Here is a 24,773-nt window from a genome sequence, read left to right on the forward strand (position 1 = left end):
CGGCATGCCGGTCACTCCAGCACGCGCGATACTTCGTAGATGGCTGTCGTTCCGCTGACCTCGTTGCCGACGATCAGCAGCGGCTGGCCCGTGGGCGACTTCGCCGCGGGTACGAACTTCAGGCCTTCGGGACCGAGGTCGCCCATCTTGGCAAGGTTCTCGTTCGAAGGCTCGTCCGTCCAATTGGCGCGGGTGTTGAAGTAATCCATGAACACCGGCGCCTTGGGATCGGTGATGTCGTAGACCATCACGCCGCCCATGCGCTCCAGGCCGATGAAGGCGAAGGTCTTGTCGCCCATGACGCCGATTTCCACGCCTTCGGGTTCGGGGCCCTTGGCGTCGCTGCGGCTGTCGAAAGTGGCTTTCTCGTCATGGCCGGTGTTGAAGTAGGTGGCGCAGGGTACGTCGCGGTCGGGGCCGAGCTTGCACGAGTCGCTGGCCAGCATGCGCTCGAACTGCGCGCCCGAATCCCACACCAGCTTGCCGTCCTGGTCCCAGATGGAGAACGAACGGCCGCCGTAGGCGTACAGGTGGTCGTACATGATGCGATCGCCGGTCGGGTCCTCGATGCCCTGGGCGTTGAACTTGACCGGCTTGCCACTGGCGTCCTGGCGATAACCCATGGTCCACGAGATCTGCAGGCGGCCCAGGACGTCGTCGTCGCGGCAGGCCCCCGGCTTGCCGGCCGTGGCGCCGCAGTAGGCGAAGGTCTCGGGGTTCAGCAGGGCGCCGGCGGCCAGCGCGTCCAGCTGCGGGGGCAGGTCATCGCCACGGCGGCGGGCGAAGCCGCTGGCATGGACCAGATGCTTGACGCGGAATTCCTCGACGAAGCCCTTGCCGGCGTCGCCAGCCCAGTAAGCATCATCGTCCTCGCCCCAGGCCCGGGCGTCGCCTTCGTTGGCCGTCACGAGATAGGTCTTGCCGCCCGCGGTGTAGGAGGCGATGGCGTCGGGCAGGTACATGCCGCGCACGCCGGGAAAGGTGCGGATGTCCAGCTTGGCGGGCTCGTCGCTGGCGTCCAGCGCGTTGGCTTCCAGGCCATGGTCCTTGTAGCCCAGCGGCAGGATGTCGGTCACGGTGGCCGTGGCGATGTCGATGCGCGCCAGGGCGTTGTTCTCCTGCAGCGTGGCCCATGCCGTCTTGCCGTCGGCGGACACGGCGATGTATTCGGGTTCGAAATCCTGGGAGGCGCTGGCCTTGGGCCCGAAGATGCGCACGCCCTTGGCGCGCAGTTCGGCTTCCTTGCCGTTCCAGGCGGTGAAGCCGGCCACCCTGGCCGACGGCGCGGCGGGGTTGGAGACGTCGATGACGCTGATCGAACCCGCCGGGTCGACGTGGTAGTCGTCGCTGGGCTCGCCCTCGTTGGCGACCAGCAGGGTCTTGCCGTCGGGGGTGAAGGCCAGCATGTCGGGCAGGGCGCCCACGCCCACCTTGCCCAGCAGGGCCAGCGTGTCGGCCTTGTACAGCGCGGCGAAGCCCGGATCCGTCTTCTTCGCGGCCTGGATGGCGACGGCGACGATGCCGTCGTGGACGGCGACGCTGTTGATCTCGGCGCCGGTCGAGATGGTCGAGGCATCGATGGTGCCGATGTGCTTGGGGCTGGCGGGCGTGCTCAGATCCAGCACGTCGACCACGCCGTTGCGGGCGTTGACGACGAAGCCGCGCTTGCTGGCCGCGTCGAAGGCGGGGATTTCGGCGGCGCTGACGCCGAACTGGCCGGCGGAATAGCGACCCAGCATCTTCAGGCTGATGCTCTTGGGCGTCGGCTCGGCGGCGGGAGGCGGGGTCACGGGCGGCGTGGTGGGCGCCGCGTCGTCGCCGCCATCGCCCAGGCAGGCTGCCAAGGGGATGGCGACCGCCAGGGCGCACAAGCTGCGGGCAAGGATCGTCATGCGCGAGGGCTGGGTGGCGAATGTCATCGTTCGGTGGGGTGGGTTGGACAAGCGCCGCATCATGACGGAGTAACATGACAGTCATATGTAAGGATCCCCGGCCGAGCCCGGAACCGGTCGGAGCCGCCGCGCGCGGTAGAATGCGGCGGTTCATTCCTTCCCTCCCATGTCCGACTCTCCCGATGTCATCCTGATGCGGCGCGCGCTGGCGCTGGCCGAGCAAGCCTGGCGCGACGGCGAGGTGCCGGTCGGTGCCGTGGTCTGCGACGCCTCGGGCCGCATCCTGGGCGAGGGCGCCAACCGGCCGGTCGGCAGCCACGACCCCACCGCCCACGCCGAGATCCAGGCGCTGCGCGCGGCCTGCCTGGCGGCCGGCAACTACCGCCTGCCCGGCGCCACGCTATACGTCACCCTCGAACCCTGCGCCATGTGCATGGGCGCCATGCTGCACGCGCGGCTGGCGCGCGTGGTGTACGGCGCGCCCGACCCCAAGACCGGAGCCTGCGGCGGCGTGCTGGACCTGCCGTCCATCGCCGTGCTGAACCACCAGACCCGGGTCGAGGGCGGCGTGCTCGCCACCGAATGCGGCGAGCTGCTCCGCGCTTTCTTCCGCCAGAAACGCGAGGCCGCCCGCGGCGGCCCGCCACTTACTTCCGAGTCCGCATGAACCGACGCCGTTCTTCTCCCGCCGACGCCCACCACGACCACGACGCGCATCATGGCCACCCGCATGACGAGGCCGGCGGCCACCATCATGGCCATGACCACGCCCATGGGCCCGGTCGGGGCTTCCCGTCCCTGGGAAGCCGGCCCGGCATCTACCTCGTCTCGCCCTCGGGCGCGGTGCCCGATCCCGAGGTCATCGCGCGCGCGCGGGAGCACCTGAAGGCGCAGGGCTTCCATCCGGTGGCGGACCGGGGCGCCCTGGTCCGCCACGAGCGCTTCGCCGGCACGGACGACCAGCGGCTGGCCGCGCTGACCCGGGCAATCACCCAGAAGCATCCCATCGTGATGGCGACCCGGGGCGGCTACGGCCTGTCGCGCCTGCTGCCGCGCATCGACTGGAAGGCCATGGCCGACAGCGGCAAGCGCTTCGTCGGACATAGCGACTTCACCTTCTTCCAGCTTGCGCTGCTGGCCAGCACGAGCGCGGTCAGCTATGCCGGCCCGATGGCGGCCTTCGACTTCGGCGGCAAACGCGTGGACGACCTGACCGCGGCGATGTTCGGCGAGACCCTGCGCGGCGAACTGGAAATCCTGAGCTTCGAGTCGGAAGGCTCCGACCCGGTCGACTGCCGAGGCATCCTGTGGGGCGGCAACCTGGCGGTGCTGGTCTCGCTGCTGGGCACCCCGTATTTCCCGCGCACCCGGGGCATCCTGTTCCTGGAAGACGTCAACGAACACCCGTACCGGGTCGAACGCATGCTGGTGCAACTGGCCCAGGCCGGCGTGCTGGCCCGCCAGAAGGCCATCGTGCTGGGCAGCTTCACCGACTACAAGCTGACCCCGCACGACGCCGGCTACGACCTGGGCTCGGTCGTGCGGTGGCTGCGCCGCGAAGTGAGGATTCCGGTCGTGACGGGTCTGCCGTTCGGCCACGTGAAGACCAAGGCCACGCTCCCGGTGGGAGCGAAGATCGGCCTGGCGACCGAAGCCGGCATGGCCTACCTGGTCTTTCCGCACGGACATTGAAGTTTGCCAGGGCGCCGCGGATCCGGCTTGGCCGGTCCGCCAGTGCCGCCCTCTCGAGGGGCGTCCGTCAGGGCGTAGGGGGAGGGCCTTTTTTCTCGTCCACGGAGTAATAGCGCTCGTCATCCAGCGTATCGGTACGGAACCGCGCAGCGGTCGCGTCCCCGTCCGGCAACGGCACGTCCTTTCCCGCACGCCTATGCCGATACAGCGCCGCCCGCGCCAGCATCAGCGTCGTCGCCGGCACCGTCATCGTCAGGAACACCGCGATCAGCACCTCATGCAACGCCGGCCCTTCGTCCGTCATCGTGAAGTACAGCATCGAGGCCAGCACGATGAACACCATCCCCATCGTCGCTCCCAGCGTGGGCCCGTGCATGCGCTGATAGAAGCTGTGGAAGCGCCACAGCCCCAGGCAACCGACCAGCGTCAGCAGGCCGCCCGCCACCAGCAGCAGCGAAGTCAGGATCTCCGCCCACAGCGGCAAGGTCATCCCGTCCGTCATTCGATCACCTCGCCGCGCAGCAGGAACTTGGCCAGCGCCACCGAGCTGACGAAGCCCAGCAGCGCGATGGTGACGGCGGCCTCGAAATACTCGGTGCTGCCGGTCCGTATGCCCAGCACCAGCAGCATCAGCATCGCGCAGATGTACATGGTGTCCAGCGCCAGCACCCGGTCCTGCGCGGCCGGGCCCTTCAGCAGCCGCAGCGTGGCCAGCAGCATGGCGATGGCGATGCACAGCAGCGAGCACAGGCTGGCCCATTCGAGCATGCCATTCATTCGAAGATCTCCATCAGCGGTTGTTCGTAGCGGCTATGGATCGTATCGATCCAGTACTGCTCGTCGTTCAGGTCCAGCACGTGGATCAGCAGCCAGCTCTTGTCGTCGGCGAGCTCGATGCAGACGGTGCCCGGGATCGCGGTCAGGATCAGCGCCAGGGTGGTCAGGCCGTGCGGGTCCCGCAGGACCAGCGGCATCCGGATGAACCCGGAATTGTCGCGCCTGGACTTCGAGCCCAGGATGACCCGCGCGACGTCGAAATTGGACTTGATGCTGTCCAGGATGACGACGCCCAGCAGCTTCAGGGCCACGCCGGGCCGGCGCAAGGTGGCTCTGACGGGCCGCAGCGGCGCGGTCCACAGCGGCACGGCAATGGCCAGCAGGGTGCCCAGCAGGATGTGGCCGAGCGAGAGCGTCTGGTTGAGCAGCAGCCACATCGCCAGCAGGAACAGCGAGGTGAGCGGCCAGGGAACGATGCGTCTGATCATGGGTTGGCGCCTCCGGGGCCGGCCTGCCGGGCCGACATGATGCCGCGCACGTAGTCGCCGGGATGGTGCAGGGCACGGGCGGTGTCGGTGAAATAGCGCATCGCGGGCTGGGCCTGGACCATCAGCACGATGCCCAGCACCAGCATGGCGGCGATGGGAAAGACCTCGATCACGCGCAGCCGGGGCTGGGCGCGGCCGGAGGGGACCCAGAAGGCGCGTATGCCGATGCGGGTCAGCGACACCACGGTCGTCAGGCCCGAGACCACCAGCAGGCCCAGCAGCACCCAGGCCAGCACCGGTTCGGGATTGCCGACCTCGGGGGTGAGGCCGTCGGGGTTCAGGATGGTGGTCAGCAGCGCGAACTTGGCGACGAAGCCCGACAGCGGCGGCAGCCCGGACAGCACCAGGGCGCACGCGATGAAGCTGAGCCCCAGGAAGGCCATGGCGGCGGGAATGGCCACGCCGATGTCGGTCGTGCTCATGTCTTCTTCCGCGTCGACCGAGCGGTCCAGGCCGAAGGCTTCCAGCGTGACCGCCAGCAGGTCGGCGCCGAAGGTCCGGCTGCGCTCCATCAGTTCCTGCAGCAGGAAGAAGGCCCCCAGCGCCAGGGTCGAGCTGACCAGGTAGAACAGGGCCGCGGCCGTCACGCTGTCGCGGCCGAAGCCTATGGCCGACAGCAGCGTGCCCGAGGAAATGATGACCGCGAAGCCCGCCAGGCGTCCGGTGTTCTGCGAGGCCAGCATGCCCAGCGTGCCGAAGGTCAGCGTCGCCAGCCCGATGTACAGGATCCATTGCTGGACGAAGCCGCTGGACTCGCCGGCCTGCTCGCCGAACATCAGCAGCGAGAGCCGCAGGATCACGTACACGCCCACCTTGGTCATGATGGAGAACAGGGCGGCGGCGGGCGGCGAGGCGGCGGCGTACGAGGGCGGCAGCCAGAAGTTCAGCGGCCAGGCGCCCGCCTTGATCAGGAAGGCCACGCCCAGGATGGCGGCGCCGGCCTCCATCAGCATGCGGTCCGAGCCCGCGACCTGGCCGATGCGCACGGCCACGTCGGCCATGTTCAGCGTGCCGGTCACGCCGTAGATCAGCGCCACGCCGATCAGGAACAACGACGACCCGACCAGGTTGACGGCGATGTAGTGCAGGCCCGCCTTGACCCGCTGCGGCCCGGATCCGTGCAGCAGCAAGCCATAGGAGGCCGCCAGCAGGATTTCGAAGAACACGAACAGGTTGAACAGGTCCGCCGTCAGGAAGGCGCCGTTGAGGCCCATGAGCTGGAGCTGGAACAGCGGATGGAAATGAACCCCCGCGCGGTGCCACCTGGCCAGCGAGTACAGCAGGGAGCCCAGCGCCATGATGGCGGTCAGCAGCAGCATGATGGCCGACAGCCGGTCCAGCGCCAGCGCGATGCCGAAGGGCGCCGGCCAGTTGGCGGCCAGGTAGACCGCGACCCGCACCGGCCCGGCGTCCGCCTGCCGCAGCAGCGCGATCGCCACGGCCAGCAGCGCCACGGTGGCCACCACGTTGACCACGGCCTTGGCCGTGGCGCGGCCCTCGCCCAGCAGCAGCATCAGGCCGGCCACCAGCATGGGCAGGACGATGGGGACGATCATGAGATGGTCATGCCAGGACAGCATCATTCACCCTCCCTGCCGTCCACGTGGTCGGTGCCGCTCAGGCCGCGCGAGGCGAGCATGAGGACCAGGAAGAGCGCGGTCATCGCGAAGCCGATGACGATCGCGGTCAGGACCAGCGCCTGGGGCAGCGGATCGGCGTAGTCGGCGACCTCGCTGGCGCGGCTGGCGCGCAGGATGGGGATCTGGTCCAGCGACAGCTTGCCCATCGAGAAGATGAACAGGTTCACGGCATAGGACACCAGCGAGATGCCCATGATGACCTGGAAGGTCCGGGGCCGCAGCAGCAGCCAGATGCCCGAGCCGCCCAGCGCGCCGATGGCGATGGCGATGATCACTTCCACCGGGCACCTCCCCGGGGGAGCTCGGCCTCGGCCTGCTGCGCGGCGCGGTGGCTGCGTATGGACTGGTGGCCCAGGGCGGTAAGGATAAGCATCGTGGCTCCGACGACCAGGCTGAACACGCCCAGGTCGAAAAGAAAGGCGCTGGGCACGTGGATCTCGCCCACCAGGGGCAGGTGCAGGTGGGCACCGTGCGAGGTCAGGAAGGGATAGCCGAACAGCCAGGCCCCCATGCCGGTCAGCACGGCAAACAGCAGGCCCAGGCCTATCCAGCGCTGGGGATGCAGGCGCATCTTGGATTCGACCCAGGCGGTACCGCCCACCATGTACTGCAGGATGAAGGCCACCGACAGCGTCAACCCGGCGACGAAGCCGCCTCCGGGCAGGTTGTGCCCGCGCATGAACAGGAAGACGGCGAACAGCGCGATGATGGGCAGCGCGAGCCGGATCAGCACCGAGGGCATCAGCAGGTAGCCCACGGCCGGATCGTCGCCGGCGCGCGCGGCGGCGTCGGTCTTGCCCTGGTCGATCTGCTGGTGGGGCAGGGCGATGCTCTCGGGAGCCGGGCGGAAACGCCGCAGCAGCGCGTAGACGGTCAGCGCGACGATGCCCAGCACCGAGATCTCGCCCAGCGTGTCGAAGCCGCGGAAATCCACCAGCAGCACGTTGACGACGTTGGTGCCGCCGCCTTCGGTCAACGCCCGCTCCAGGAAATAGTTGGAGATGGTGTCGGGATAGGGGCGCGTCAGCACGGCGTAGGCCAGCAGCGCCATGCCGGCGCCGCCCGCCACGGCGATGGCCAGGTCGCGCACGCGGTGCACCCAGGCCATGGCCGGCACGCGTATGCCGAGTTCCCGGGGTTCCTTGCGGCGCGGCAGCCAGCGCAGGCCGAGCAGCAGCAGGATGGTGGTGACCACCTCGACCAGCAGCTGCGTCAGCGCCAGGTCGGGGGCGGAGAACCAGACGAAGGTGATGCAGGTGACCAGCCCGGCGCCGCCCATCATGATCAGCGAGGCCAGACGGTGATACTTGGCCTGGTAGGCGGTGCCGATGGCGCAGGCGATGCCGATCAGCCACAGGATGGCGAAGGTCGGGTCGATGGGCGAGGTCTGGACGGCGGGCAGCAGCAGCGGCTGGCCGTACAGCGTGACGGCGGCCACCAGGATGGCGAAGGCGACGATGCCCAGCAACTGGGATTGCAGTCCGCGTGCGCCCAGGCTGTTGGTCAGCCGGTCGGCCAGGCCGATGGCGAAGCTCATGACGCGCTCGAAGGCCCGCTTGCCGTTGAATTTGTAGAACAGCGGCAGGCGCTCGACCGTGCTCAGGCGCAAGGTCTTCTGCAGGATCAGGTACAGCGCCGATCCACCCACCAGCGCCACGAAGCTCATGACCAGCGGCAGGTTGAAGCCATGCCAGATGGCCAGGCTGTAGCTGGGCACCGCGTCGCCCAGGATGGCGCGTACCGCGGTGGCCAGGAAGGGGGCGATGGTGTAGCCGGGCGCCACGCCCACGGCCAGGCACAGGAAGGCCAGGACCTCGGCCGGAAAGCGCATCCAGCGGGGGGCCTCGTGCGGCGTGCGCGGCAGGTCGTGCGGCGGCGGCCCGAAGAACACGTCGTGCAGGAAGCGCCACGAATAGGCCACGCTGAAGGCGCCCGCCACGGTGGCGGCGATGGGCAGTGCATGGCTCATGCCCACGGCGTTGCCGACCACCACGGCCTCGGTGAAGAACATCTCCTTGGAAATGAAGCCGTTCAGCAGCGGCACGCCGGCCATCGCGGCCCCGGCCACCATGGCCAGCGTGGCGGTGATGGGCATGACCTGCGCCAGCCCGCTGAGCCGGCGGATGTCGCGGGTGCCGCATTCGTGGTCGATGATGCCGGCCGCCATGAACAGCGAGGCCTTGAAGGTCGCGTGGTTCATGATGTGGAAGACCGCCGCCACCAGCGCCAGCGGGCTGCCCAGGCCCAGCAGCAGCGTGATCAGCCCCAGGTGGCTGATGGTGGAGTAGGCCAGCAGCCCCTTCAGGTCCTGCTGGAATATCGCGGTATAGGCGCCCAGCAGCAGCGTGCACAGGCCCGCTCCCCCGATGATCCAGAACCATTCCTCGGTGCCGGCCAGCACCGGCCACAGCCGCGCGAGCAGGAAGACGCCGGCCTTGACCATGGTGGCCGAGTGCAGGTAGGCGGACACGGGCGTGGGCGCCGCCATGGCGTGGGGAAGCCAGAAGTGGAAGGGAAACTGGGCGCTCTTGGTGAGCGCGCCCAGCGCGATCAGGACCAGCGCCACTTCGTAGACGGGGTGGGAGCGGATCAGCTCGCCCGAGGACAGCACCGCTTCGAGGTCATAGCTGCCGACGATGTGCCCCAGCACCAGGATGCCGGCGAACAGGCACAGGCCGCCGGCGGCCGTGACCGTGAGCGCCATGCGCGCCCCGCGCCGTGCGTCGGGCCGGTGGTGCCAGTAGCCGATCAGCAGGAAGGACACCAGGCTGGTCAGTTCCCAGAACAGGGCGAGCTGGATCAGGTTGCCGGACAGGACCACGCCCAGCATGGCGCCCATGAAGGCGAGGAAGAAAGAGAAGAAGCGCGGCACCGGATCTTCCGGCGACATGTAGTAGCGCGCGTACAGCACGACCAGCAGGCCGATGCCGCTGATCATCAGGGTGAATATCCAGGCCAGCCCGTCCATGCGCAGGACGAAATCGAGCCCCAGCGAAGGCAGCCAGGCAAATTCGTAGCGGACCACGCCGCCGTACGACACCTCGGGGTAGAGCAGGGCGGCCTGTACCGTTCCCGCCAATGCGACCAAACCGGCAAGCCAGGCTTCTCGGTTTCGCGCATTGGCGGGCAGCAAGGCCGCCAAGACACTGCCGGCGAAGGGAAGCGCTAGGAGAATCAGCAAGGACATGGGTGGCGGTCACTCTCTTTGATATAGGTATGGGTGGGGCAACGCAGATGCGAGCAACAAAGAACGCACCTAGCCGGGACACGGGGCGGGTATGGTCCCGCGCTCGGTCTTGCGCCATGGGCGTTCGCCGGAAGGCGTCCCGCGCCGGCCGCGGGGCGCCCGCTCCGGGGACGCCATCGTGTCCAGGAGAGGCGTGCGCACGTTGCCGGCCGCAGTTCCGGCTTCGTGGCTATGCGCCCAATGGTAACAAACGGCGGAGCCGTGCTGGGCGGCACGGGCTGCCCCGTCGCCGTTGGCGGGCATTGTGTAAATGTTCGGGTCAACCCGAATCCGGGCTGTTACACTAATAGGTTGATCTTCGCGCTTTCGTCATGCTTGCGCGCGACGTTTCTCTTTTTTGCGAGCCCGTTTCCGCCGTGATTTCCACCGCCAACCTCACCATCCAGTTCGGTCCCAAACCCCTGTTCGAGAATGTCTCGGTCAAGTTCGGGGAAGGCAACCGCTATGGCCTCATCGGTGCGAACGGCAGCGGCAAATCGACGCTGATGAAGATCATCGGCGGCGACCTCGAACCGTCGGCCGGCAACGTCTCGCTCGAGCCGAACACGCGCCTGGGCAAGCTGCGCCAGGACCAGTTCGCCTACGAAGACGTGCGCGTGCTGGACGTCGTGCTGATGGGCCACGCGGAAATGTGGCAGGCCATGAGCGAGCGGGACGCGATCTACGCCAATCCCGACGCCACCGACGAAGACTACATGCGGGCGGCCGACCTCGAGGCCAAGTTCGCCGAGTACGACGGCTACACGGCGGAGGCCCGAGCCGGCGAATTGCTGCTGGGCCTGGAAATCCCGGTCGAGCAGCACCAGCAGCCGATGCGCGAGATCGCGCCGGGCTGGAAGCTGCGGGTGCTGCTGGCGCAGGCGCTGTTCTCCAATCCCGACGTGCTGCTGCTGGACGAGCCGACCAACAACCTCGACATCAATACGATCCGCTGGCTGGAAACGGTGCTGAACCAGTACCAGTCGACGATGATCATCATCAGCCACGATCGCCACTTCCTGAACCAGGTCTGCACCCACATGGCCGACCTGGACTATCGCGAAGTGCGCATCTATCCCGGCAACTACGACGACTACATGCTGGCCTCGGCCCAGGCGCGCGAGCGCCTGATGAGCTCGAACGCCAAGGCCAAGGAGCGCATCACCGAATTGCAGGATTTCGTGCGCCGCTTCTCGGCCAACAAGTCCAAGGCCCGCCAGGCCACGTCGCGCCTGAAGCAGATCGACAAGCTCAAGGCCGAGACGGTCGAGGTCAAGCCGTCGTCGCGCCAGAACCCCTACATCCGCTTCGAGCTGGCCAAGGTCATGCACCGCCAGGCGGTCGAGATCGAGGGCATCGTCAAGGCCTACGACAAGCCCGTCATCCCGAAGTACTCGGCCATGGTCGAGGCTGGCGAGAAGATCGCCATCATCGGCGCCAACGGCGTGGGCAAGACCACGCTGCTGCGCATGCTGGCCGGCGACCTGGCGCCCGACCAGGGCACGATCAAGTGGTCCGAGAACGCCAACCTCGGCTACATGGCGCAGGACGTCTCCGACAATTTCCAGACCGAGGACAACGTCTTCGACTGGATGGGCCAGTGGCGCCAGCCGGGCGACGACGACCAGGCCATCCGCTCGGTGCTGGGGCGCCTCCTGTTCTCGAGCGACGACATCGGCAAGGCCGTGGGCGTGCTGTCGGGCGGCGAGAAGAACCGGATGATGTTCGGCAAGCTCATGCTGCGCAAGCACAACGTGCTGCTGCTGGACGAACCGACCAACCACCTGGACATGGAGTCGATCGAGTCGCTGCAACTGGCGCTCGAGAAATTCCAGGGTACGCTGTTCTTCGTGTCGCACGACCGCGAGTTCGTGTCGGGCCTGGCCAGTCGTATCATCGAGATACTGCCCGACGGCCAGCTCATCGACTACAAGGGCACGTACGACGAGTACCTGGCCTCGCGCGGCATCGAGGACTGACCGGGGCAGAACGGCACGAAGATTGCTTTGGTCTGCTTCGAGTCCGGTGGCATCCCGTCCACCGCCAAGGAGAAGACGATGCGGAAATCTTTGTCTATCGCCATCCTCACGGCGCCGGGGGTACCCGGCGCGGCGGGCTGAGCCATGCGGGTCAAGGTCCTGCTCTTCGGGTCCCCCGGCTATGGCAGCTTCAACCAGTGCGGCGTGGCGGGCGTGGAAATTGCCCGGCGCGCGGGACGCCAGGTCGAACTGATCTGGATCGAGTCCACGGGCCCGGCCATACGCGCGGCGCGCGTGATCGACGTCTGCCACCACGGCGCCGACCTGGTCGTGGCCTACGGCAGCGCCGGCGACTATCCGGTGGCCATGGCCGCCGAACGCTTCCCCCACATCCATTTCGTCGTCATCCAGGGGTCGCACCTGGCCGAGAACTGCGCGGTCTATGGCGTCAAGCAGGAGCAGTCGGCCTTCCTGGCCGGCGTCGCGGCGGCCGCCGAGAGCCGCACCGGCGGGCTGGGCCACCTGTCGGCGGTCAAGACCGAGGCAGCGCTGTGGGCGCGGGCGGCCTATGTGGACGGGGCGATGCGGCAGTCGCCGGGCATGGGCATGATGACGTCCTTTTGCGGCAGCCAGGACGACGAGGGGTTGGCCTTCGAGACCTGCGAAGCCATGGCCAAGCGCGGCGTGGACGTGGTGTTCGCGGCCGTCGATGGTGGCCGGCCGGGTGCGGTGCTGGCCTGCCAGAAGTTCCGGCTGCGCCAGATTGGTGCAATCGTCGACTGGACCGAGACCGATCCGAAGCTGTTCGTGGGGTCGGCCATTTCCGATACCGGCCGCTGCATCGCGGCGGCCATCCAGGACCATGCCGAGGGCAGCCTGCCCTTCGGTACCCGTACCGACTACGGGGTGGAGCGCCCCGAATACGTCCGGCTGGCGCTCAGCCCGCTGGCCGGGGCGTCCACGCGGCAGGCCGTCGAGGAATGGAGCCAGGCCCTGGTGCGGGGCGAGGTCGTTCCCAGCCGCGAATATTCGGGACGGGAATTCGACCTGAGCGGGCTGCTCAGCCGGATATAGCGCGCGGCGTGACCGCCGACGAGACACGCTTGGCCTTGGCCCGGGCCTCGTCCACGGTGGCGGCCGAGGCCAGCCCGACGCCCATGCGGCGCTTGACGAAGGACTCCGGCTTGCCGAACAGCCGCAGGTCGGTGCCCGACTCGGCCAGCGCCTGGGCCACGCCGTCGAAGGCCACCGCGCCCGCCTCGATCCCGCCGTAGATCACGCTGCTCGCACCGGGCTGGCGCAGCGAGGTGTCCACCGGCAGCCCCAGGAAGGCCCGGGCATGCAGTTCGAACTCGTTCTGGACCTGCGAGATCATGGTGACCATGCCGGTGTCGTGCGGGCGCGGGCTGACTTCGGAGAACCAGACCTCGTCGCCCGCCACGAACAGCTCGACGCCGAAGATGCCGTAGCCGCCCAGCTCGCCCGTGACCTTGGCGGCGATCTCGCGGGAGCGGGCCAGGGCAGCGGGCGACATGGGGTGGGGTTGCCAGCTCTCGACGTAGTCGCCGTCCACCTGCACGTGGCCGATGGGCTCGCAGAAATCGGTGCGATCCTGGCCGTCGGCCCCGCGCGAGCGGACGGTCAGCAGGGTGATCTCGTAGTCGAAGCGCACGAAGCCCTCGACGATGACCCGGCCGGCGCCCACCCGGCCGCCTTCCTGCGCATAGCGCCAGGCGCGTTCCACGTCCTGAGGTCCGTCGAGCTTGGACTGGCCCTTGCCGGAAGAGGACATGACGGGCTTGACGATGCACGGGTAGCCGATGTGCTGGTCGATGGCGGCCTGCAATTCCTCGCGGGTCGCGGCGAAGCGGTAGGGCGAGGTGGGCAGGCCCAGGGTTTCGGCCGCCAGGCGCCGTATGCCCTCGCGGTTCATCGTCAACTGGGCGGCGCGGGCGGTGGGCGTGACGCGAGCCACGCCGGCGGCCTCCAGTTCGACCAGCAGGTCGGTGGCGATGGCCTCGATCTCGGGGACGATGATGTCCGGCCGCTCGGCCTCGATCAGCGCCTTCAGCGCATCCCGGTCGGTCATGGCGACGGTGCGGGCGTGATGCGCGACCTGGTGGCCAGGGGCGTCGGCATAGCGGTCGACGGCGATGACTTCCACACCCAGCCGCTGGAGGGCGATGATGACCTCCTTGCCGAGCTCGCCGGAGCCCAGGAGCATGACGCGCACGGCTGCGGGGGAGAGCGGGGTGCCCAGGGTGGGGAAACGGGTGGCGGTCATCGCGGGGGTCGTCCAGAAGCGAAAACCGAAATGTAGCGCGAACCGGCGGGTCTTGCTGCGCCGCCCGCGCGGCCGACCTCAGGTCCGGCGGCCTCCGGCGGCGATCTTGCGCAACAGCTCGGCCAGCAGCAGCCGTTCGCCCTCGGTCAGCACCGACAGGGCCTCGGCCTCCATGGCCAGGGATCGCGCATGGGCGCGATCGGCCAATTGCCTGCCTTCGTCGGTCAGTTGCACATGCTGTTCGCGCCTATCCTCGTCGCTGCGTATGCGGCGCAGCAGCCCGCGCTCCTGCAGCCGGGTCAGGACGACGACGAGGTTGGGCGCCGGCGTGTCCAGCGCCAGGCAGAGCTTTTTCTGCGTGACCCGCTGGTTGACGGCCAGGAGCGCCAGGATGGAGAACTCGACCGGACGCAGTTTCAGGTCGCCCAGGTGCGCGACGAAGGCCTTGCGCAGGGTGGCGTCCGCCAGCGAGGTCATGAAGCCGAGCAGATGGTCCAGCCTGCGCCGGTCCAGGCCGCCCCGCCGATTCCGGCCGTCGTCCGGCCGTTCGAGGCCGGGCGGGGTTTCAATCGCAGTCATCGAGTTCGGGCAGCGCGCGCCGGGCGCACCGTATGCGATGTTCGACATGGGCTATCCCTGGCAACACGGTATCGAAGAAATGGCGGGCCGTTGCGGCCTTGCCGCGCGGCGCCGCGCCGCCTTCGCGGGACAGCGCCAGCACCTTGAGCCACCAGCGGCCCAGGCAGAGCAGGGCGGTGGCGCGCAGGAAATCGTCCGCGGCACGGTACGGGTAGCCGGGATCCCGGGCCGAGTCCTGGACGATATCGGCCAGCAGGCGGCGATGCGCGGCCAGCGCATCCAGCTGGACGGCCTGCTGTTCCAGCCCCTGGCCGTCGTGGCGGGCCGCCGCCTCCAGTTCGTCCAGCAGGCGGCCGTAGGCCGCGCCGCCGTCGGCGATTACCTTGCGCACCAGCAGGTCCACCGCCTGGATTTCGTTCGTGCCTTCGTAGATGGGCGGGATGCGGCTGTCCCGCAACGCCTGCGCGGCGCCGGTTTCCTCGATGTAGCCGTGGCCGCCGAACACCTGCAGGGCCTGGTCGGCGACCTCGAACCCCGCCCGCGTGGCCCAGGCCTTGACCATGGGAGTCAATAGCGCCAGGCGTTCGTGCGCGTGGCGGCGCTGGTCCGGAGAGGCCGCGTATTCGGATTCGTCCAGCAGTTGCGCCGTCCAGTAGGCCAGCATGCGCGCGCCTTCGACCGCGCAGCGCTGCGCCGCCAAGCTGGCGTGCACGGCCGGATGAAGGGCGATGGGCACGGGATCCGTGCCCGCTGCGATGCCGGGCACGGGGCGTCCCTGGATGCGCTCGCGGGCATAGCGCAGCGCGTGTTTGTAGGCGGCTTCGCCGTGGGCCACCCCTTGCAGGCCAACGCCCAGCCGCGCGGCGTTCATCATCACGAACATGGCCGCGAGGCCCTTGCAGGGCTCCCCCAGCAGCCAGCCGCGTGCGTTCTCGAAGCGCATGGAGCAGGTGGCGCTGCCGCGTATGCCGAGCTTGCTTTCCACGCCGTCGCAGTACACGCCGTTGCGCTGGCCGGTCTCGGGCAGGATCTTCGGCACCAGGAACAGCGACAGGCCCCGCGGCCCCGGCGGGCCGCCGGGATGGCGGGCCAGGACCAGGTGCACGATGTTGTCGGTCAGGTCATGCTCGCCCCCGGAGATGAAGAGCTTGCCGCCGTCGATGACATAGGCGCCGTCGCGCTCGGTGGCGCAGGTGCGGATGCGCCCCAGGTCCGAGCCGGCCTGCGGTTCGGTCAGGCACATGGTGCACAGCCATTCCCCGCTGGCCAGCCGGGGCAGGTAGCGCGCCTTCAAGGCGGCGTCGCCGTGGGCCGCCAGGCAGGCATAGGCGCCGTGCAGCAGGCCCGGATACATGGACCATGCATGGTTGGCCGACACCAGCATCTCCTGGATGACGGCCTCGAGCAGATGAGGCAGGCCCTGGCCGCCCCATTCGGGAGCGCAGCCCAGGCTGGCCCAGCCGGCATCGACATAGGCGCGGTAGGCGGCGGCGAAACCGGTGGGGGTCGCGACCCGTCCGTCCGCGTAGGCGCAGCCTTCGCGATCGCCCACCGCGTTCAGCGGCGCCAGCACTTCGGCGGCGAAGCGTCCAGCCTCGGCCAGCACGTGCCGGGCCGTCTCGATGCCGGGGTCGGCCAGCCCGGGCAGGGTCGCCCATTGACCCGGGGCATGCAGCACGCGCTCGATCACGAACAACATGTCTTCCAGCGGCGGCACGTAGCGGCGCACGGTTCGTCCTCTTACAGAGCGGGAGCCGGCGCGGCTCCCAGGTAGCTGTCGACCACGCGGTCGTCGCCGGCCAGTTCGCGGGCCGGTCCATGCAGCGAGATCTCTCCCATTTCCAGCACGTAGCCGTAGTCGGCGACCTCGAGCGCGGCGCGCGCGTTCTGCTCGACCAGCAGGATGGTCACGCCGGTGCGGCGCAGGCGCTCGATCACTTCGAAAACCTCGGCGACGACGCGGGGCGCGAGCCCCAGGCTGGGTTCGTCCAGCATCAGCAGTTCGGGCCGGCTCATCAGCGCGCGGCCCACCGCCAGCATCTGGCGTTCGCCGCCCGACAGCGTGCCGGCCAGCTGGTGGCGCCGTTCATGCAGCCGGCCGAACATGGCGTAGATCTCGTCCAGCGTTTCCATGCATGCGCGGTTGCGCAGCCGCACCTGGCGAAAAGCACCCAGCACGAGGTTGTCCTCGACCGTCATGCTGGAGAAGAGTTCGCGCTTCTCGGGCACCAGCGAGATCCCCAGCATGGCCCGGTCCTCCAGGCGCATGTGGGCGATGTCCCGGCCTTCATAGTCGATCCGGCCGCGCGCGCCCACGGCGCCGATCAGGGTGTTGAGCAGGGTCGACTTGCCGGCGCCGTTGGGGCCGATCACCGTCACGACCGAGCCTCGCTCGGCCCGCAGGCCGATGCCGTGCAGGACCTCGGCCCGGCCGTAGCCCGCGTGCAGGTCCGAGACTTTCAGCAATGCCTGGTTCATGGGGCGCTCCATCAATATCAATGTTCCGTGCCGAGATAGGCCGCGCGCACCGCGGGGCTGGCGCGAACCTCGGCGGGCGTGCCTTCCATCAGGCGGGTGCCGAACTCCATCACGACGATGCGGTCGGCCACGTTCATCATCAGGTCCATGTCGTGCTCGACCAGCAGGATCCCCATGCCTTCTTCGCGCAACTGGCGCAGCACCTTGGCCAGGGCCTGTTTCTCGAAGTGGCGCAGGCCGGCCGCGGGTTCGTCCAGCAGCAGCACGGCGGGGTCGCTGCACAGCGCGCGGGCGATCTCCATCAGGCGTTGCAGGCCCATGGCCAGGTTGCCGGCCGGCTCGTGCAGGTGTTCGCCCAGCCCCACCCGCACCAGTTGCGCTTCGGCCTCCCGCAGCAGACTGCGCTCCTGCGGGCGGTCCAGCCGCAGCATGGAACGCAAGGGGCCCGTGCCGCCGCGCAGGTGCGCGCCCAGCGCGACGTTCTCCAGCACGCTCATGTCGGGAATCATCTTGACGTGCTGGAAGGTACGGGCCAGGCCCCGGCTGGCGATCACGCGCGAGGGCAGCCCGTCCACGCGCCGGCCGTGCAGCAGGATCTCGCCCGCGCTCAGCGCCAGCACGCCGCTCAGCAGGTGGAAGGTGGTGGACTTGCCGGCGCCGTTGGGGCCGATCAGCCCGACGATGTCGCCGGCGCGCACCGCCAGGTCCACGTCGTTGACCGCCACCAGGCCGCCGAACTGGCGCCGCAGGCCCTTGCCCTCGAGTACGACGGCGCCGCGTTCGGGCTTGGGGCGTACCGGCAGCGCGGCGGCCTCGGCCCAGTCGCGCCGGCGGCGCGCGCGTGGCGCCAGGCCGTCGAGGAAGGACCAGATGCCTTGGCGGGCGTACTTGAGCACCAGCACCAGGATGATGCCGAAGGCGATGACCTCGAAGCTGCCGGTGCGGCCCAGCAAGGCGGGAATCAGCACCTGGAGCTGGTCCTCGATCAGCTTGACCGCCGCCGCGCCCGTCAGCGCGCCCCATACCGAACCCAAGCCGCCCAGCACGGCCATGAAAAGGTACTGGATGCCCATGTGGAGCCCGAAGGGCGAGGGGTTCACGCTGCGCTGGAAATGGGCGAACAGCCAGCCCGAGACCGAGGCGAACAGCGCGGCCAGGACGAACACGCCGATCTTGTAGCGCAGCGTGTTCACGCCCATGGCCTCCGCCAGCACGGTGCCGTCGCGCAGCGCGCGGATGGCCCGTCCGCTGCGTGAATCCAGCAGCCAGCCGGCGACCAGCATGGCGGCCAGCGCAAAGGCCCAGATCAGATAGAACTGCGAGCGACCGGTGTCGAAGACCAGGCTGCCGATGGACACCGGCGCGATGCCCATCAGGCCATCGTACTTGCCCAGCCAGTCGATGCTGCTGAGCAGGTAGAACACCGCGAGCCCCCACGCGATGGTGGCGACGGGCAGGTAGTGGCCCGACATGCGCAGGGTAAGCGGGCCGATCAGCAGCGCCGCGCAGGCCGTGACCGCCAGCCCCGCCAGCAGCCCCAGCCAGGGCGAGACGCCGTAGGTGACCGACAGCACGCCGGTGGCATAGGCGCCCAGGCCGACGAAGGCCGCCTGCCCGAAGGACGTCAGGCCGGCCATGCCGGTCAGCAGGACGACGCCGACCACGACGATCGCATACAGGCCGATGTAGTTGAGCTGGGTGATCCAGAATTCGGGCACCGGCAGCAGCGGCAGCGCCAGCAGGGCCGCGACGAACAGCGCGAAGACCGCGGCGCGCACCGGGTAGCCGCCGGGCCGGCGGGCCATGTCGGGCGCGGCGGCCCGCAGGGTGTCGGAATGGTGCTTCATCAGTGTTCTTCGTGATGAGGGGTGTAGAGCGAGCGCCACAGCAGCACCGGCAGGATCAGCGTGAAGACGATGGCTTCCTTCAGCGAACTGGCCCAGAACGAGCCGAAGGATTCGGCCACGCCCAGCAGCAGCGCACCCACGGCGGTGGCAGGGTAGCTGGCGAGTCCGCCGCCGACGGCGGCGATGAAGCCCTTCAGTCCGATCAGGAAGCCGGAATCGTAGAAGACCGTCGTGGTCGAGCCGATCAGCAGGCCGGACAAGGCGCCGATGAAGGCTGCCATCGCGAACGCCAGCTTGCCGGCGGCGTCGGCCGAAATCGCCAGGAGGCGCGCGCCCAGGCGGTTGACGGCGGTGGCGCGCAAGGCCTTGCCGTACAGCGTGCGGCCGAAGAAGAGCTTGAGCAGCACCATCAGCAGGACGAAGGCGATGAAGATGGCGACGACCTGCCCGGACAGGCTGAGCGGCCCCAGCGCATAGCGGGCGTCGACGAAGGGCGGATTGCGGAACCCTTCGGCGCCGAAGAAGAACAGCGCCAGGCCCAGCAACACGAAATGGACGCCCACCGAGACGATGAGCAGCACCAGTACGCTGGCCTCGGCGATGGACTGGTAGGCGAGGCGATAGGTGAGGGGACCCAGCGGCGTGACGATCAGCAGCGTCAGCAGGCCCTGGAGCAGGATGGGCAGGTCCCGTGGCGCTGCCCAGACCGAGACGGCGGCGATCACGGCCGGCAGGGCCAGCTGGCCCAGAGCCAGGCGCAGGACGGTGCGCGATCGGCCCGGCGCGGCGGGGGTGCGCAGCAGGATGCGCAGGTCGAGCAGGAAGGCCGCGGCCGAAGCAACCAGCAGCAGCCAGACCGTGCCGGGCACCTGGCCGGTCTGGAACAGGGCGAGGGTCAGCGCGCCGAAGGCGACGAATTCCCCCTGGGGAATGAACAGGATGCGCGTAACGGTGAAGATCAGGACAGTGGCGATGCCCAGCAGCGCGTAGATCGCGCCGTTGGTCAGGCCGTCCAGCGTCAAGACGCCGGCTATCGTCAAGTCCATGTGCAAACTCTTGGTATGGAGTGGGAGGGGCCGGCGCCCGCACGCCGGCCGTGGCGGCTTATTGCTCGACCTTCCAGTCGCCGTTGACGACCTTCATGATCAGCCCGGTTTCCTTGGTGAAGCCCCAATGGTCCTGCGGGGTGTAGTCGATGATGCCCTGCGAGACGGGCGTCACGCCGCCGCTCTCGAGCGCCTCCTTGAGCGCGGCGCGGAATTCCGGCGTGCCCGGCCGGGCCTTCTTCAGCGCGACGGGCACCGCCTTCTCGAGCAGGATGGCGGCATCGTACATGTGCGCGGCGAACTGGTTGCGCGAGCCGGCGCCATAGATCTTTTCATAGCGGGCGATGTAGTCCACGCCGAATTTCTTGGACGGATTGCTGTCGGGCAACTGGTCGGCCACCGTGGCCGGACCCGACACGACGAACGCGCCTTCGACGTCCTTGCCGCCCACTCGCATCAGGTCGCGCGAGGCGGCCGAGTGGGTCTGGTAGATCTTGCCGCGATAGCCGCGATCGACCACCGCCTTGTGCGGCATGGCGGCACCGCTGCCCGAGGCCGCGATCAGGATGGCGTCGGGATTGGCGGCCGTCAGTTTCAGCGCCTGCGCCGTCACGCTGGTATCGGTGCGCGCGAAGCGCTCGGCGCCGATCACCGTGATGCCCGCCGCCTTGGCTTCCTTGGTGAAATCGTTCAGCCAGCTTTCGCCGTAGGTGTCGGAGTAGCCCAGGAAGCCGACCGTCTTGACGCCGTGTTTCTTCATGTGGGCGACGACCGGGATGGCCATGACCGCGTTGGACTGGGCGAGCCGGAACGACCATTCGTCCTTGCCCGGCGCGGTCACGATGGGCGAGGCCGCCAGTTGCACCGTTTTCGCCTGGGCCGCGACGTCAGACATCGCCAGCGCGACCGGGGTCGCCGCCGAGCCGACGATCAGGTCCACCTTGTCCTCGGACACGAAGCGGCGCGCGTTCTTGACGCCCACCGTGGGATCGGAGGCATCGTCGAGCACGATGACACGCAGGGTTTCGCCGCCTATGGACTTGGGCCACAACGCCAGGCCGTTGTTGCAGGGAATGCCCAGGCCCGAGGCGGGGCCGGTCAGCGGCAGGCTGACGCCTATGGTGATCTCGGCCTGCGCGGCGGATTGGAACAGCAATGCGACGAGGGTGGGGACGATCAGCTTGCGTAAGGTCATGGTGTGTCTCCTCTGGGGCTTTTTCATGGGGCGGTGGGCGTGTCTGGGACGCCCTTGCGCCGGTTCGACTACAGGTACCCGGACGTCAACGCGGCGGCATGCGCAGCGCGCCGTCCAGGCGGATCACCTCGCCGTTCAGGTAGGCGTTCTCGACGATGTGCGCCACCAGGGCGGCGAACTCCGCGGGCTGGCCCAGCCGCCTGGGGAAGGGGACCGAGCCGCCCAGGCTGGTCTGGACTTCCGGCGGAAGTTCGTCCAGCAGCGGCGTCCGGAACAGGCCCGGGGCGATCGCCATGACGCGCACGCCGAACTGGGCCAGGTCGCGCGCCGCCGGCAGGGTCAGCGCGGCGATGCCGCCCTTCGAGGCGGCGTAGGCGGTCTGGCCCATCTGGCCGTCGTAGGCGGCGATCGACGTCGTATTGACCATGACGCCGCGTTCGCCGTCGTCCAGGGGGTCGAGCGCGGTCATCTCGGCCGCGGCCAGGCGCATGACGTTGAAGGTGCCGACCAGGTTGATCTGTACGATGCGGCTGAAATCGGCCAGCGGCATCGGGCCCTGCCTGCCCGTGATCCGGTGCGCGCCGCCGACGCCGGCGCAGTTGACCAGGACGCGCGCGGGACCGTGCCGCTGGCGCGCCGCGTCCAGCGCCTGCTGCACGCTGTCGGCGTCGGTGACGTCGCAGGGCAGCGCGAGTCCTCCCATGTCGGCGGCGACGGCCTGGGCCTGCGCGGCGTTGCGGTCCAGTACCGCCACCCGCGCGCCGCGTGCCGCCAGCAGGCGCGCGGTCTGCGCGCCGAGCCCGGAGGCGCCGCCGGTCACCAGTGCGGCCAGTCCTTCGATCTTCATGATGCGCTCCCGGAAGGCGTGTGGGGAAGAATGACGCGCGGATCGGTGCCGGCATACATCAGCTCGACCGCATCGGCGCGATGCTTGAGCACGTTGCGCTGGTTGATGGAACCTTTGTCGGTGGCCTCGCCCAGGTCTATGGACGGCGGCGTGTCCAGGACCAGCGCGCGCGCCACGCGGGTCGCGCTGCCGGTGCCCGAGGCCCATAGCCGGTCCACCAGTTCCTGGAACATCTCGCGCACCGCGGGCACGGCCAGCACTTGCGCCGCCGGCGCGTCGGCCGCGAGGCCCGCGAGCTGGCGGCACTCGGCCATGCGCGGGAAGATCAGGATGCCGACGTCGTTGCGGTTGAGGCCGGCGATGACCACGTCCTGCACATAGGGCTCGCCGGCGGCGATGATGCGTGCCCGCAGCGGTCCGGTCGACACGAAGGTGCCGGTGGAGAGCTTGAAGTCTTCCGAGATGCGGCCATCGAAGGCCAGGCCCAGTTCCAGCCGCTCGGGATCGATGGGGCGGGCCGCGTCGCCCGAACGGAAGTAGCCTTCCTCGTCGAAGGATTCGGCCGTCTGCTGCGGGGCGCGCCAGTAGCCGGGCGTGACCGTCGGGCCGCGGTAGCGGACTTCGAGCTTGCCTTGCACGGGTACGAGCTTGACCTCCAGGCCCGGAGCGGGCAGGCCGATGACGCCCGAGAAGACCAGGTCGGAATTGGCGCACAATGCGAACGGCGCGGTCTCGGTCATGCCCAGGCCGGTCAGCATGCGGATGCGTTCGCCGCACAGGCGCTGCGCCGCCAGATCCAGGCGTTCCCAGACCTGGGGCGACAGGCCGGCTCCGGAGAAGAAGAAGGCCTTGACCCGGGCCAGGAAGGTGCGTCCCAGGGTTTCGTCGCGTTCGATGGCGGAGACGATTTCCTCGAACCCCTTGGGCACGTTGAAATAGATCGTGGGCGAGATCTCGCGCAGGTTGCGCAGGGTTTCGGCCATGCCCTGGGGCGTGGGCTTGCCTTCGTCGATGTACAGCGTGCCCCCGTTGTAGAGGGCGATGCCGATGTTGTGGTTGCCGCCGAAGGTGTGGTTCCACGGCAGCCAGTCGACCAGCACGGGCGGTTCCTCGGCCAGGAAGCGCAGGCATTGGACCAGCATCTGCTGGTTGGCGCACAGCATGCGCTGGGTGTTGATGACGGCCTTGGGCAGCTGGGTCGAGCCCGAGGTGAACAGGAACTTGACGATGGTGTCGGGCGTCACGCGCGCATGGGCGGCGTCGACCGCCTCCGTGGCCTGCGTGGCCAGCAGGTCGCCGAAGGGCGTGAGCCGGCGGCCCGGGATCTCGCCGCGCACCGCCACCACTTCGACATCGGCGGGTACCTTGGCGGCGATCGCCCGCGCATACGCGGTGGCATCCGAGACGAACACCAGGCCCGGCGTGAGCACCTGCAGCGTGTGTTCCAGCTTGGCGAAATCCTGCGACACCAGCGAATAGGCGGCCGAGATGGGCGCGTAGGGCACGCCCGCCAGCATGGCGCCCAGTGCGATCTGCAGGTGCTCCAGGTCGTTGTCCGACAGCACGACGATGGGCCGGTCGACCGACAGGCCGCGGTCGATCAGCGCCTGGGCGATGGCGCGCGCCTTGTGCAATGCGTCGCCGTAGCGCATCTCGACCCACGGGCCGCCATCCTGGCGCTTGGCGGCGAACAGGCGGTCCGGATACATGGCCGCCCAGTGCAGCAGGCAGTCCGTCAGGCGTCCGGGGTAGGGGCGCAGCGGCTCGGTCGAACGCAGGCGCAACGTGCCGTCTTCCCCGCGTTCTATGTGCGCCGACAGGGAGCCTCCCCGCGACGCCTGGCGGTACGGGATGTGCGAGGTCGTCATGGCTTGCCCACCTTGGCGGCCCGCCCTTGCAGGAAAGCCTCCAGCCTGGCCTTGGCATCGATGTCGCCCTGCGCGATGGCGGCCATGAGCGATTCGGTGAACAGGCCGTCGCTTTGCGACTGGTCGGCGATGCGGGGCAGGGCTTGCAGCACGGCGTAGTTGCTGAGCGGGGCATTGGCGGCGATGCGGGCGGCAAGCTCCTCGGCCTTGCGCAGCCCCTCGCCCTCGGGAACCAGGTATTGCGACAGGCCCGCCGCCAGGCCTTCCTGCGCGTCGTAGACGCGGCCCGTCAGCATCATGTCGCTCATGCGGGCGACACCGATCAGGCGGGAGATGCGGGCCGACCCGCCGCCACCCACGAACAGGCCGCGCTGGCCCTCGGGCAGCCCGTAGAACGCCGTCTGTTCGGCGATGCGGATGTGGCAGGCGCTGGCCAGCTCCAGGCCGCCGCCGACCACGGCGCCGTGCAGTACCGCCACGACGGGGACCTTGCCGAACTGGACCTGCTCGAACGCGGCATGCCAGCCCCGGGAATGGACGATGCCGTCGGCCACGCTGCGCTGGCGCAGCTCCGACAGGTCCAGTCCGGAACAGAAATGGTCGCCTTCGCCCGTGAGGATGACCACCCGCACGTGCTCGGGCATGTTGATGAAGGCAATGTGCAACTGGGCGATCAGGTCATCGTTCAGCGCATTGCGCTTGCCGGGGCGAGCGAGCGCAATGCGTCCGATCGGCCCGCTGGTATCGACGGACAACAAGCTGTCTTCTCCACTGGTATCCGCGGCGAGTGCCACGGATTTCTCTCTGTATTAGTTATTAGTATGAACTAATTTTGCGTACGAAACGCTGGGGCTTACCCTAGGTGGATTCAAGCC

21 protein-coding genes are annotated in these 24,773 nt (G+C 68.8%); 4 read left to right on the forward strand and 17 right to left on the reverse strand.

Annotated features, from left to right (window positions below; translation table 11 throughout):
* Window positions 1-11: 11 nt before the first annotated feature.
* The gene (locus N5K27_RS04180; RefSeq protein ID WP_087840281.1) at window positions 12-1,892 is read right to left on the reverse strand and encodes a choice-of-anchor I family protein; all 1,881 of its coding nucleotides are present in this window, start codon (window positions 1,890-1,892) and stop codon (window positions 12-14) included.
* A gap of 166 nt (window positions 1,893-2,058) precedes the next feature.
* Here N5K27_RS04180 and tadA point away from each other — a divergent pair, with 166 nt between their 5' ends.
* On the forward strand, window positions 2,059-2,559 hold the full coding sequence (gene tadA, locus N5K27_RS04185) for a tRNA adenosine(34) deaminase TadA (RefSeq protein WP_279814855.1): 501 nt from the start codon (window positions 2,059-2,061) through the stop codon (window positions 2,557-2,559).
* Window positions 2,556-3,584 (forward strand): LD-carboxypeptidase, encoded by a 1,029-nt coding sequence (locus N5K27_RS04190; RefSeq protein ID WP_279814857.1) that lies wholly within the window; start codon window positions 2,556-2,558, stop codon window positions 3,582-3,584. Before tadA ends, N5K27_RS04190 begins: the two co-directional genes overlap by 4 nt.
* A 67-nt stretch (window positions 3,585-3,651) precedes the next feature.
* On the opposite strand, the gene mnhG is transcribed toward N5K27_RS04190, so the two are convergent.
* From mnhG to N5K27_RS04220, 6 genes are read right to left on the reverse strand one after another with little or no spacing between them, the layout of a single operon-like run.
* A complete protein-coding gene (mnhG, locus tag N5K27_RS04195) occupies window positions 3,652-4,086 on the reverse strand; it encodes a monovalent cation/H(+) antiporter subunit G (protein WP_087840120.1) in 435 nt (144 codons plus the stop codon).
* Window positions 4,083-4,361, reverse strand: coding sequence for a K+/H+ antiporter subunit F (locus N5K27_RS04200; protein ID WP_087840121.1), 279 nt, complete (start codon window positions 4,359-4,361; stop codon window positions 4,083-4,085). Before N5K27_RS04200 ends, mnhG begins: the two co-directional genes overlap by 4 nt.
* Window positions 4,358-4,849 carry a Na+/H+ antiporter subunit E gene (locus N5K27_RS04205; protein ID WP_176400792.1) on the reverse strand — a complete coding sequence of 164 codons (492 nt, stop codon included), beginning with the start codon at window positions 4,847-4,849 and terminating at the stop codon, window positions 4,358-4,360. Before N5K27_RS04205 ends, N5K27_RS04200 begins: the two co-directional genes overlap by 4 nt.
* The gene (locus N5K27_RS04210) at window positions 4,846-6,492 is read right to left on the reverse strand and encodes a monovalent cation/H+ antiporter subunit D (RefSeq protein WP_279814861.1); all 1,647 of its coding nucleotides are present in this window, start codon (window positions 6,490-6,492) and stop codon (window positions 4,846-4,848) included. The genes N5K27_RS04205 and N5K27_RS04210 overlap by 4 nt, the downstream gene beginning before the upstream one ends.
* Window positions 6,489-6,830 (reverse strand): Na+/H+ antiporter subunit C, encoded by a 342-nt coding sequence (locus tag N5K27_RS04215; RefSeq protein ID WP_124689566.1) that lies wholly within the window; start codon window positions 6,828-6,830, stop codon window positions 6,489-6,491. The genes N5K27_RS04210 and N5K27_RS04215 overlap by 4 nt, the downstream gene beginning before the upstream one ends.
* Window positions 6,821-9,736, reverse strand: a complete 2,916-nt coding sequence (locus N5K27_RS04220) for a monovalent cation/H+ antiporter subunit A (protein WP_087840123.1) — start codon at window positions 9,734-9,736, stop codon at window positions 6,821-6,823. The genes N5K27_RS04215 and N5K27_RS04220 overlap by 10 nt, the downstream gene beginning before the upstream one ends.
* A 416-nt stretch (window positions 9,737-10,152) precedes the next feature.
* Between N5K27_RS04220 and N5K27_RS04225 the strand changes: the two genes are divergently transcribed.
* Complete coding sequence (locus tag N5K27_RS04225) at window positions 10,153-11,754, forward strand: ABC-F family ATPase (RefSeq protein ID WP_165962989.1); 1,602 nt, start codon at window positions 10,153-10,155, stop codon at window positions 11,752-11,754.
* Between the two features lie 144 nt (window positions 11,755-11,898).
* Window positions 11,899-12,828, forward strand: a complete 930-nt coding sequence (locus N5K27_RS04230) for a BMP family ABC transporter substrate-binding protein (protein WP_087840125.1) — start codon at window positions 11,899-11,901, stop codon at window positions 12,826-12,828.
* Here the strand turns inward: N5K27_RS04230 and purT are convergent.
* The 10 genes from purT to N5K27_RS04280 all read right to left on the reverse strand — a co-directional run bounded on the left by purT (window position 12,815) and on the right by N5K27_RS04280 (window position 24,656).
* Entirely contained in the window at window positions 12,815-14,038 is a 1,224-nt protein-coding gene (gene purT / locus N5K27_RS04235) for a formate-dependent phosphoribosylglycinamide formyltransferase (protein ID WP_087840126.1), read from the reverse strand. The two genes, N5K27_RS04230 and purT, sit on opposite strands and share 14 nt — an antisense overlap.
* Before the next feature lie 78 nt (window positions 14,039-14,116).
* Complete coding sequence (locus N5K27_RS04240) at window positions 14,117-14,617, reverse strand: MarR family transcriptional regulator (protein WP_165962990.1); 501 nt, start codon at window positions 14,615-14,617, stop codon at window positions 14,117-14,119.
* Window positions 14,604-16,346 (reverse strand): acyl-CoA dehydrogenase, encoded by a 1,743-nt coding sequence (locus tag N5K27_RS04245; RefSeq protein WP_279814870.1) that lies wholly within the window; start codon window positions 16,344-16,346, stop codon window positions 14,604-14,606. The genes N5K27_RS04240 and N5K27_RS04245 overlap by 14 nt, the downstream gene beginning before the upstream one ends.
* Before the next feature lie 11 nt (window positions 16,347-16,357).
* Entirely contained in the window at window positions 16,358-17,095 is a 738-nt protein-coding gene (locus tag N5K27_RS04250) for an ABC transporter ATP-binding protein (RefSeq protein ID WP_279814872.1), read from the reverse strand.
* A gap of 17 nt (window positions 17,096-17,112) precedes the next feature.
* Complete coding sequence (locus N5K27_RS04255) at window positions 17,113-18,900, reverse strand: branched-chain amino acid ABC transporter ATP-binding protein/permease (RefSeq protein WP_279815085.1); 1,788 nt, start codon at window positions 18,898-18,900, stop codon at window positions 17,113-17,115.
* A 41-nt stretch (window positions 18,901-18,941) separates the two neighbouring features.
* Window positions 18,942-19,988: a branched-chain amino acid ABC transporter permease gene (locus tag N5K27_RS04260; RefSeq protein ID WP_087840131.1), complete on the reverse strand. Its 1,047-nt coding sequence runs from the start codon at window positions 19,986-19,988 to the stop codon at window positions 18,942-18,944.
* 58 nt (window positions 19,989-20,046) lie between these two features.
* Complete coding sequence (locus N5K27_RS04265; protein WP_087840132.1) at window positions 20,047-21,183, reverse strand: ABC transporter substrate-binding protein; 1,137 nt, start codon at window positions 21,181-21,183, stop codon at window positions 20,047-20,049.
* An 85-nt stretch (window positions 21,184-21,268) separates the two neighbouring features.
* Entirely contained in the window at window positions 21,269-22,030 is a 762-nt protein-coding gene (locus N5K27_RS04270) for an SDR family NAD(P)-dependent oxidoreductase (protein ID WP_087840133.1), read from the reverse strand.
* Window positions 22,027-23,898: a feruloyl-CoA synthase gene (locus N5K27_RS04275; RefSeq protein ID WP_087840134.1), complete on the reverse strand. Its 1,872-nt coding sequence runs from the start codon at window positions 23,896-23,898 to the stop codon at window positions 22,027-22,029. The genes N5K27_RS04270 and N5K27_RS04275 overlap by 4 nt, the downstream gene beginning before the upstream one ends.
* Window positions 23,895-24,656, reverse strand: a complete 762-nt coding sequence (locus N5K27_RS04280) for a crotonase/enoyl-CoA hydratase family protein (RefSeq protein WP_087840135.1) — start codon at window positions 24,654-24,656, stop codon at window positions 23,895-23,897. Before N5K27_RS04280 ends, N5K27_RS04275 begins: the two co-directional genes overlap by 4 nt.
* Window positions 24,657-24,773: the final 117 nt, after the last annotated feature.

Origin of the sequence: Pigmentiphaga sp. GD03639 (genome assembly GCF_029845405.1) — a bacterium.
In the GTDB taxonomy this organism is placed as follows: domain Bacteria; phylum Pseudomonadota; class Gammaproteobacteria; order Burkholderiales; family Burkholderiaceae_B; genus Pigmentiphaga; species Pigmentiphaga daeguensis.

Excerpts from the sequence above, each read along its gene's own strand:
- N5K27_RS04180 (WP_087840281.1), bottom strand. The coding sequence starts at position 1,892 with ATGACGATCCTTGCCCGCAGCTTGTGCGCCCTGGCGGTCGCCATCCCC.
- tadA (WP_279814855.1), top strand. The coding sequence starts at position 2,059 with ATGTCCGACTCTCCCGATGTCATCCTGATGCGGCGCGCGCTGGCGCTG.
- N5K27_RS04190 (WP_279814857.1), top strand. The coding sequence starts at position 2,556 with ATGAACCGACGCCGTTCTTCTCCCGCCGACGCCCACCACGACCACGAC.
- mnhG (WP_087840120.1), bottom strand. The coding sequence starts at position 4,086 with ATGACGGACGGGATGACCTTGCCGCTGTGGGCGGAGATCCTGACTTCG.
- N5K27_RS04200 (WP_087840121.1), bottom strand. The coding sequence starts at position 4,361 with ATGAATGGCATGCTCGAATGGGCCAGCCTGTGCTCGCTGCTGTGCATC.
- N5K27_RS04205 (WP_176400792.1), bottom strand. The coding sequence starts at position 4,849 with ATGATCAGACGCATCGTTCCCTGGCCGCTCACCTCGCTGTTCCTGCTG.
- N5K27_RS04210 (WP_279814861.1), bottom strand. The coding sequence starts at position 6,492 with ATGATGCTGTCCTGGCATGACCATCTCATGATCGTCCCCATCGTCCTG.
- N5K27_RS04220 (WP_087840123.1), bottom strand. The coding sequence starts at position 9,736 with ATGTCCTTGCTGATTCTCCTAGCGCTTCCCTTCGCCGGCAGTGTCTTG.
- N5K27_RS04230 (WP_087840125.1), top strand. The coding sequence starts at position 11,899 with ATGCGGGTCAAGGTCCTGCTCTTCGGGTCCCCCGGCTATGGCAGCTTC.
- purT (WP_087840126.1), bottom strand. The coding sequence starts at position 14,038 with ATGACCGCCACCCGTTTCCCCACCCTGGGCACCCCGCTCTCCCCCGCA.
- N5K27_RS04240 (WP_165962990.1), bottom strand. The coding sequence starts at position 14,617 with ATGACTGCGATTGAAACCCCGCCCGGCCTCGAACGGCCGGACGACGGC.
- N5K27_RS04250 (WP_279814872.1), bottom strand. The coding sequence starts at position 17,095 with ATGAACCAGGCATTGCTGAAAGTCTCGGACCTGCACGCGGGCTACGGC.
- N5K27_RS04255 (WP_279815085.1), bottom strand. The coding sequence starts at position 18,900 with ATGGCCCGCCGGCCCGGCGGCTACCCGGTGCGCGCCGCGGTCTTCGCG.
- N5K27_RS04260 (WP_087840131.1), bottom strand. The coding sequence starts at position 19,988 with ATGGACTTGACGATAGCCGGCGTCTTGACGCTGGACGGCCTGACCAAC.
- N5K27_RS04265 (WP_087840132.1), bottom strand. The coding sequence starts at position 21,183 with ATGACCTTACGCAAGCTGATCGTCCCCACCCTCGTCGCATTGCTGTTC.
- N5K27_RS04270 (WP_087840133.1), bottom strand. The coding sequence starts at position 22,030 with ATGAAGATCGAAGGACTGGCCGCACTGGTGACCGGCGGCGCCTCCGGG.
- N5K27_RS04275 (WP_087840134.1), bottom strand. The coding sequence starts at position 23,898 with ATGACGACCTCGCACATCCCGTACCGCCAGGCGTCGCGGGGAGGCTCC.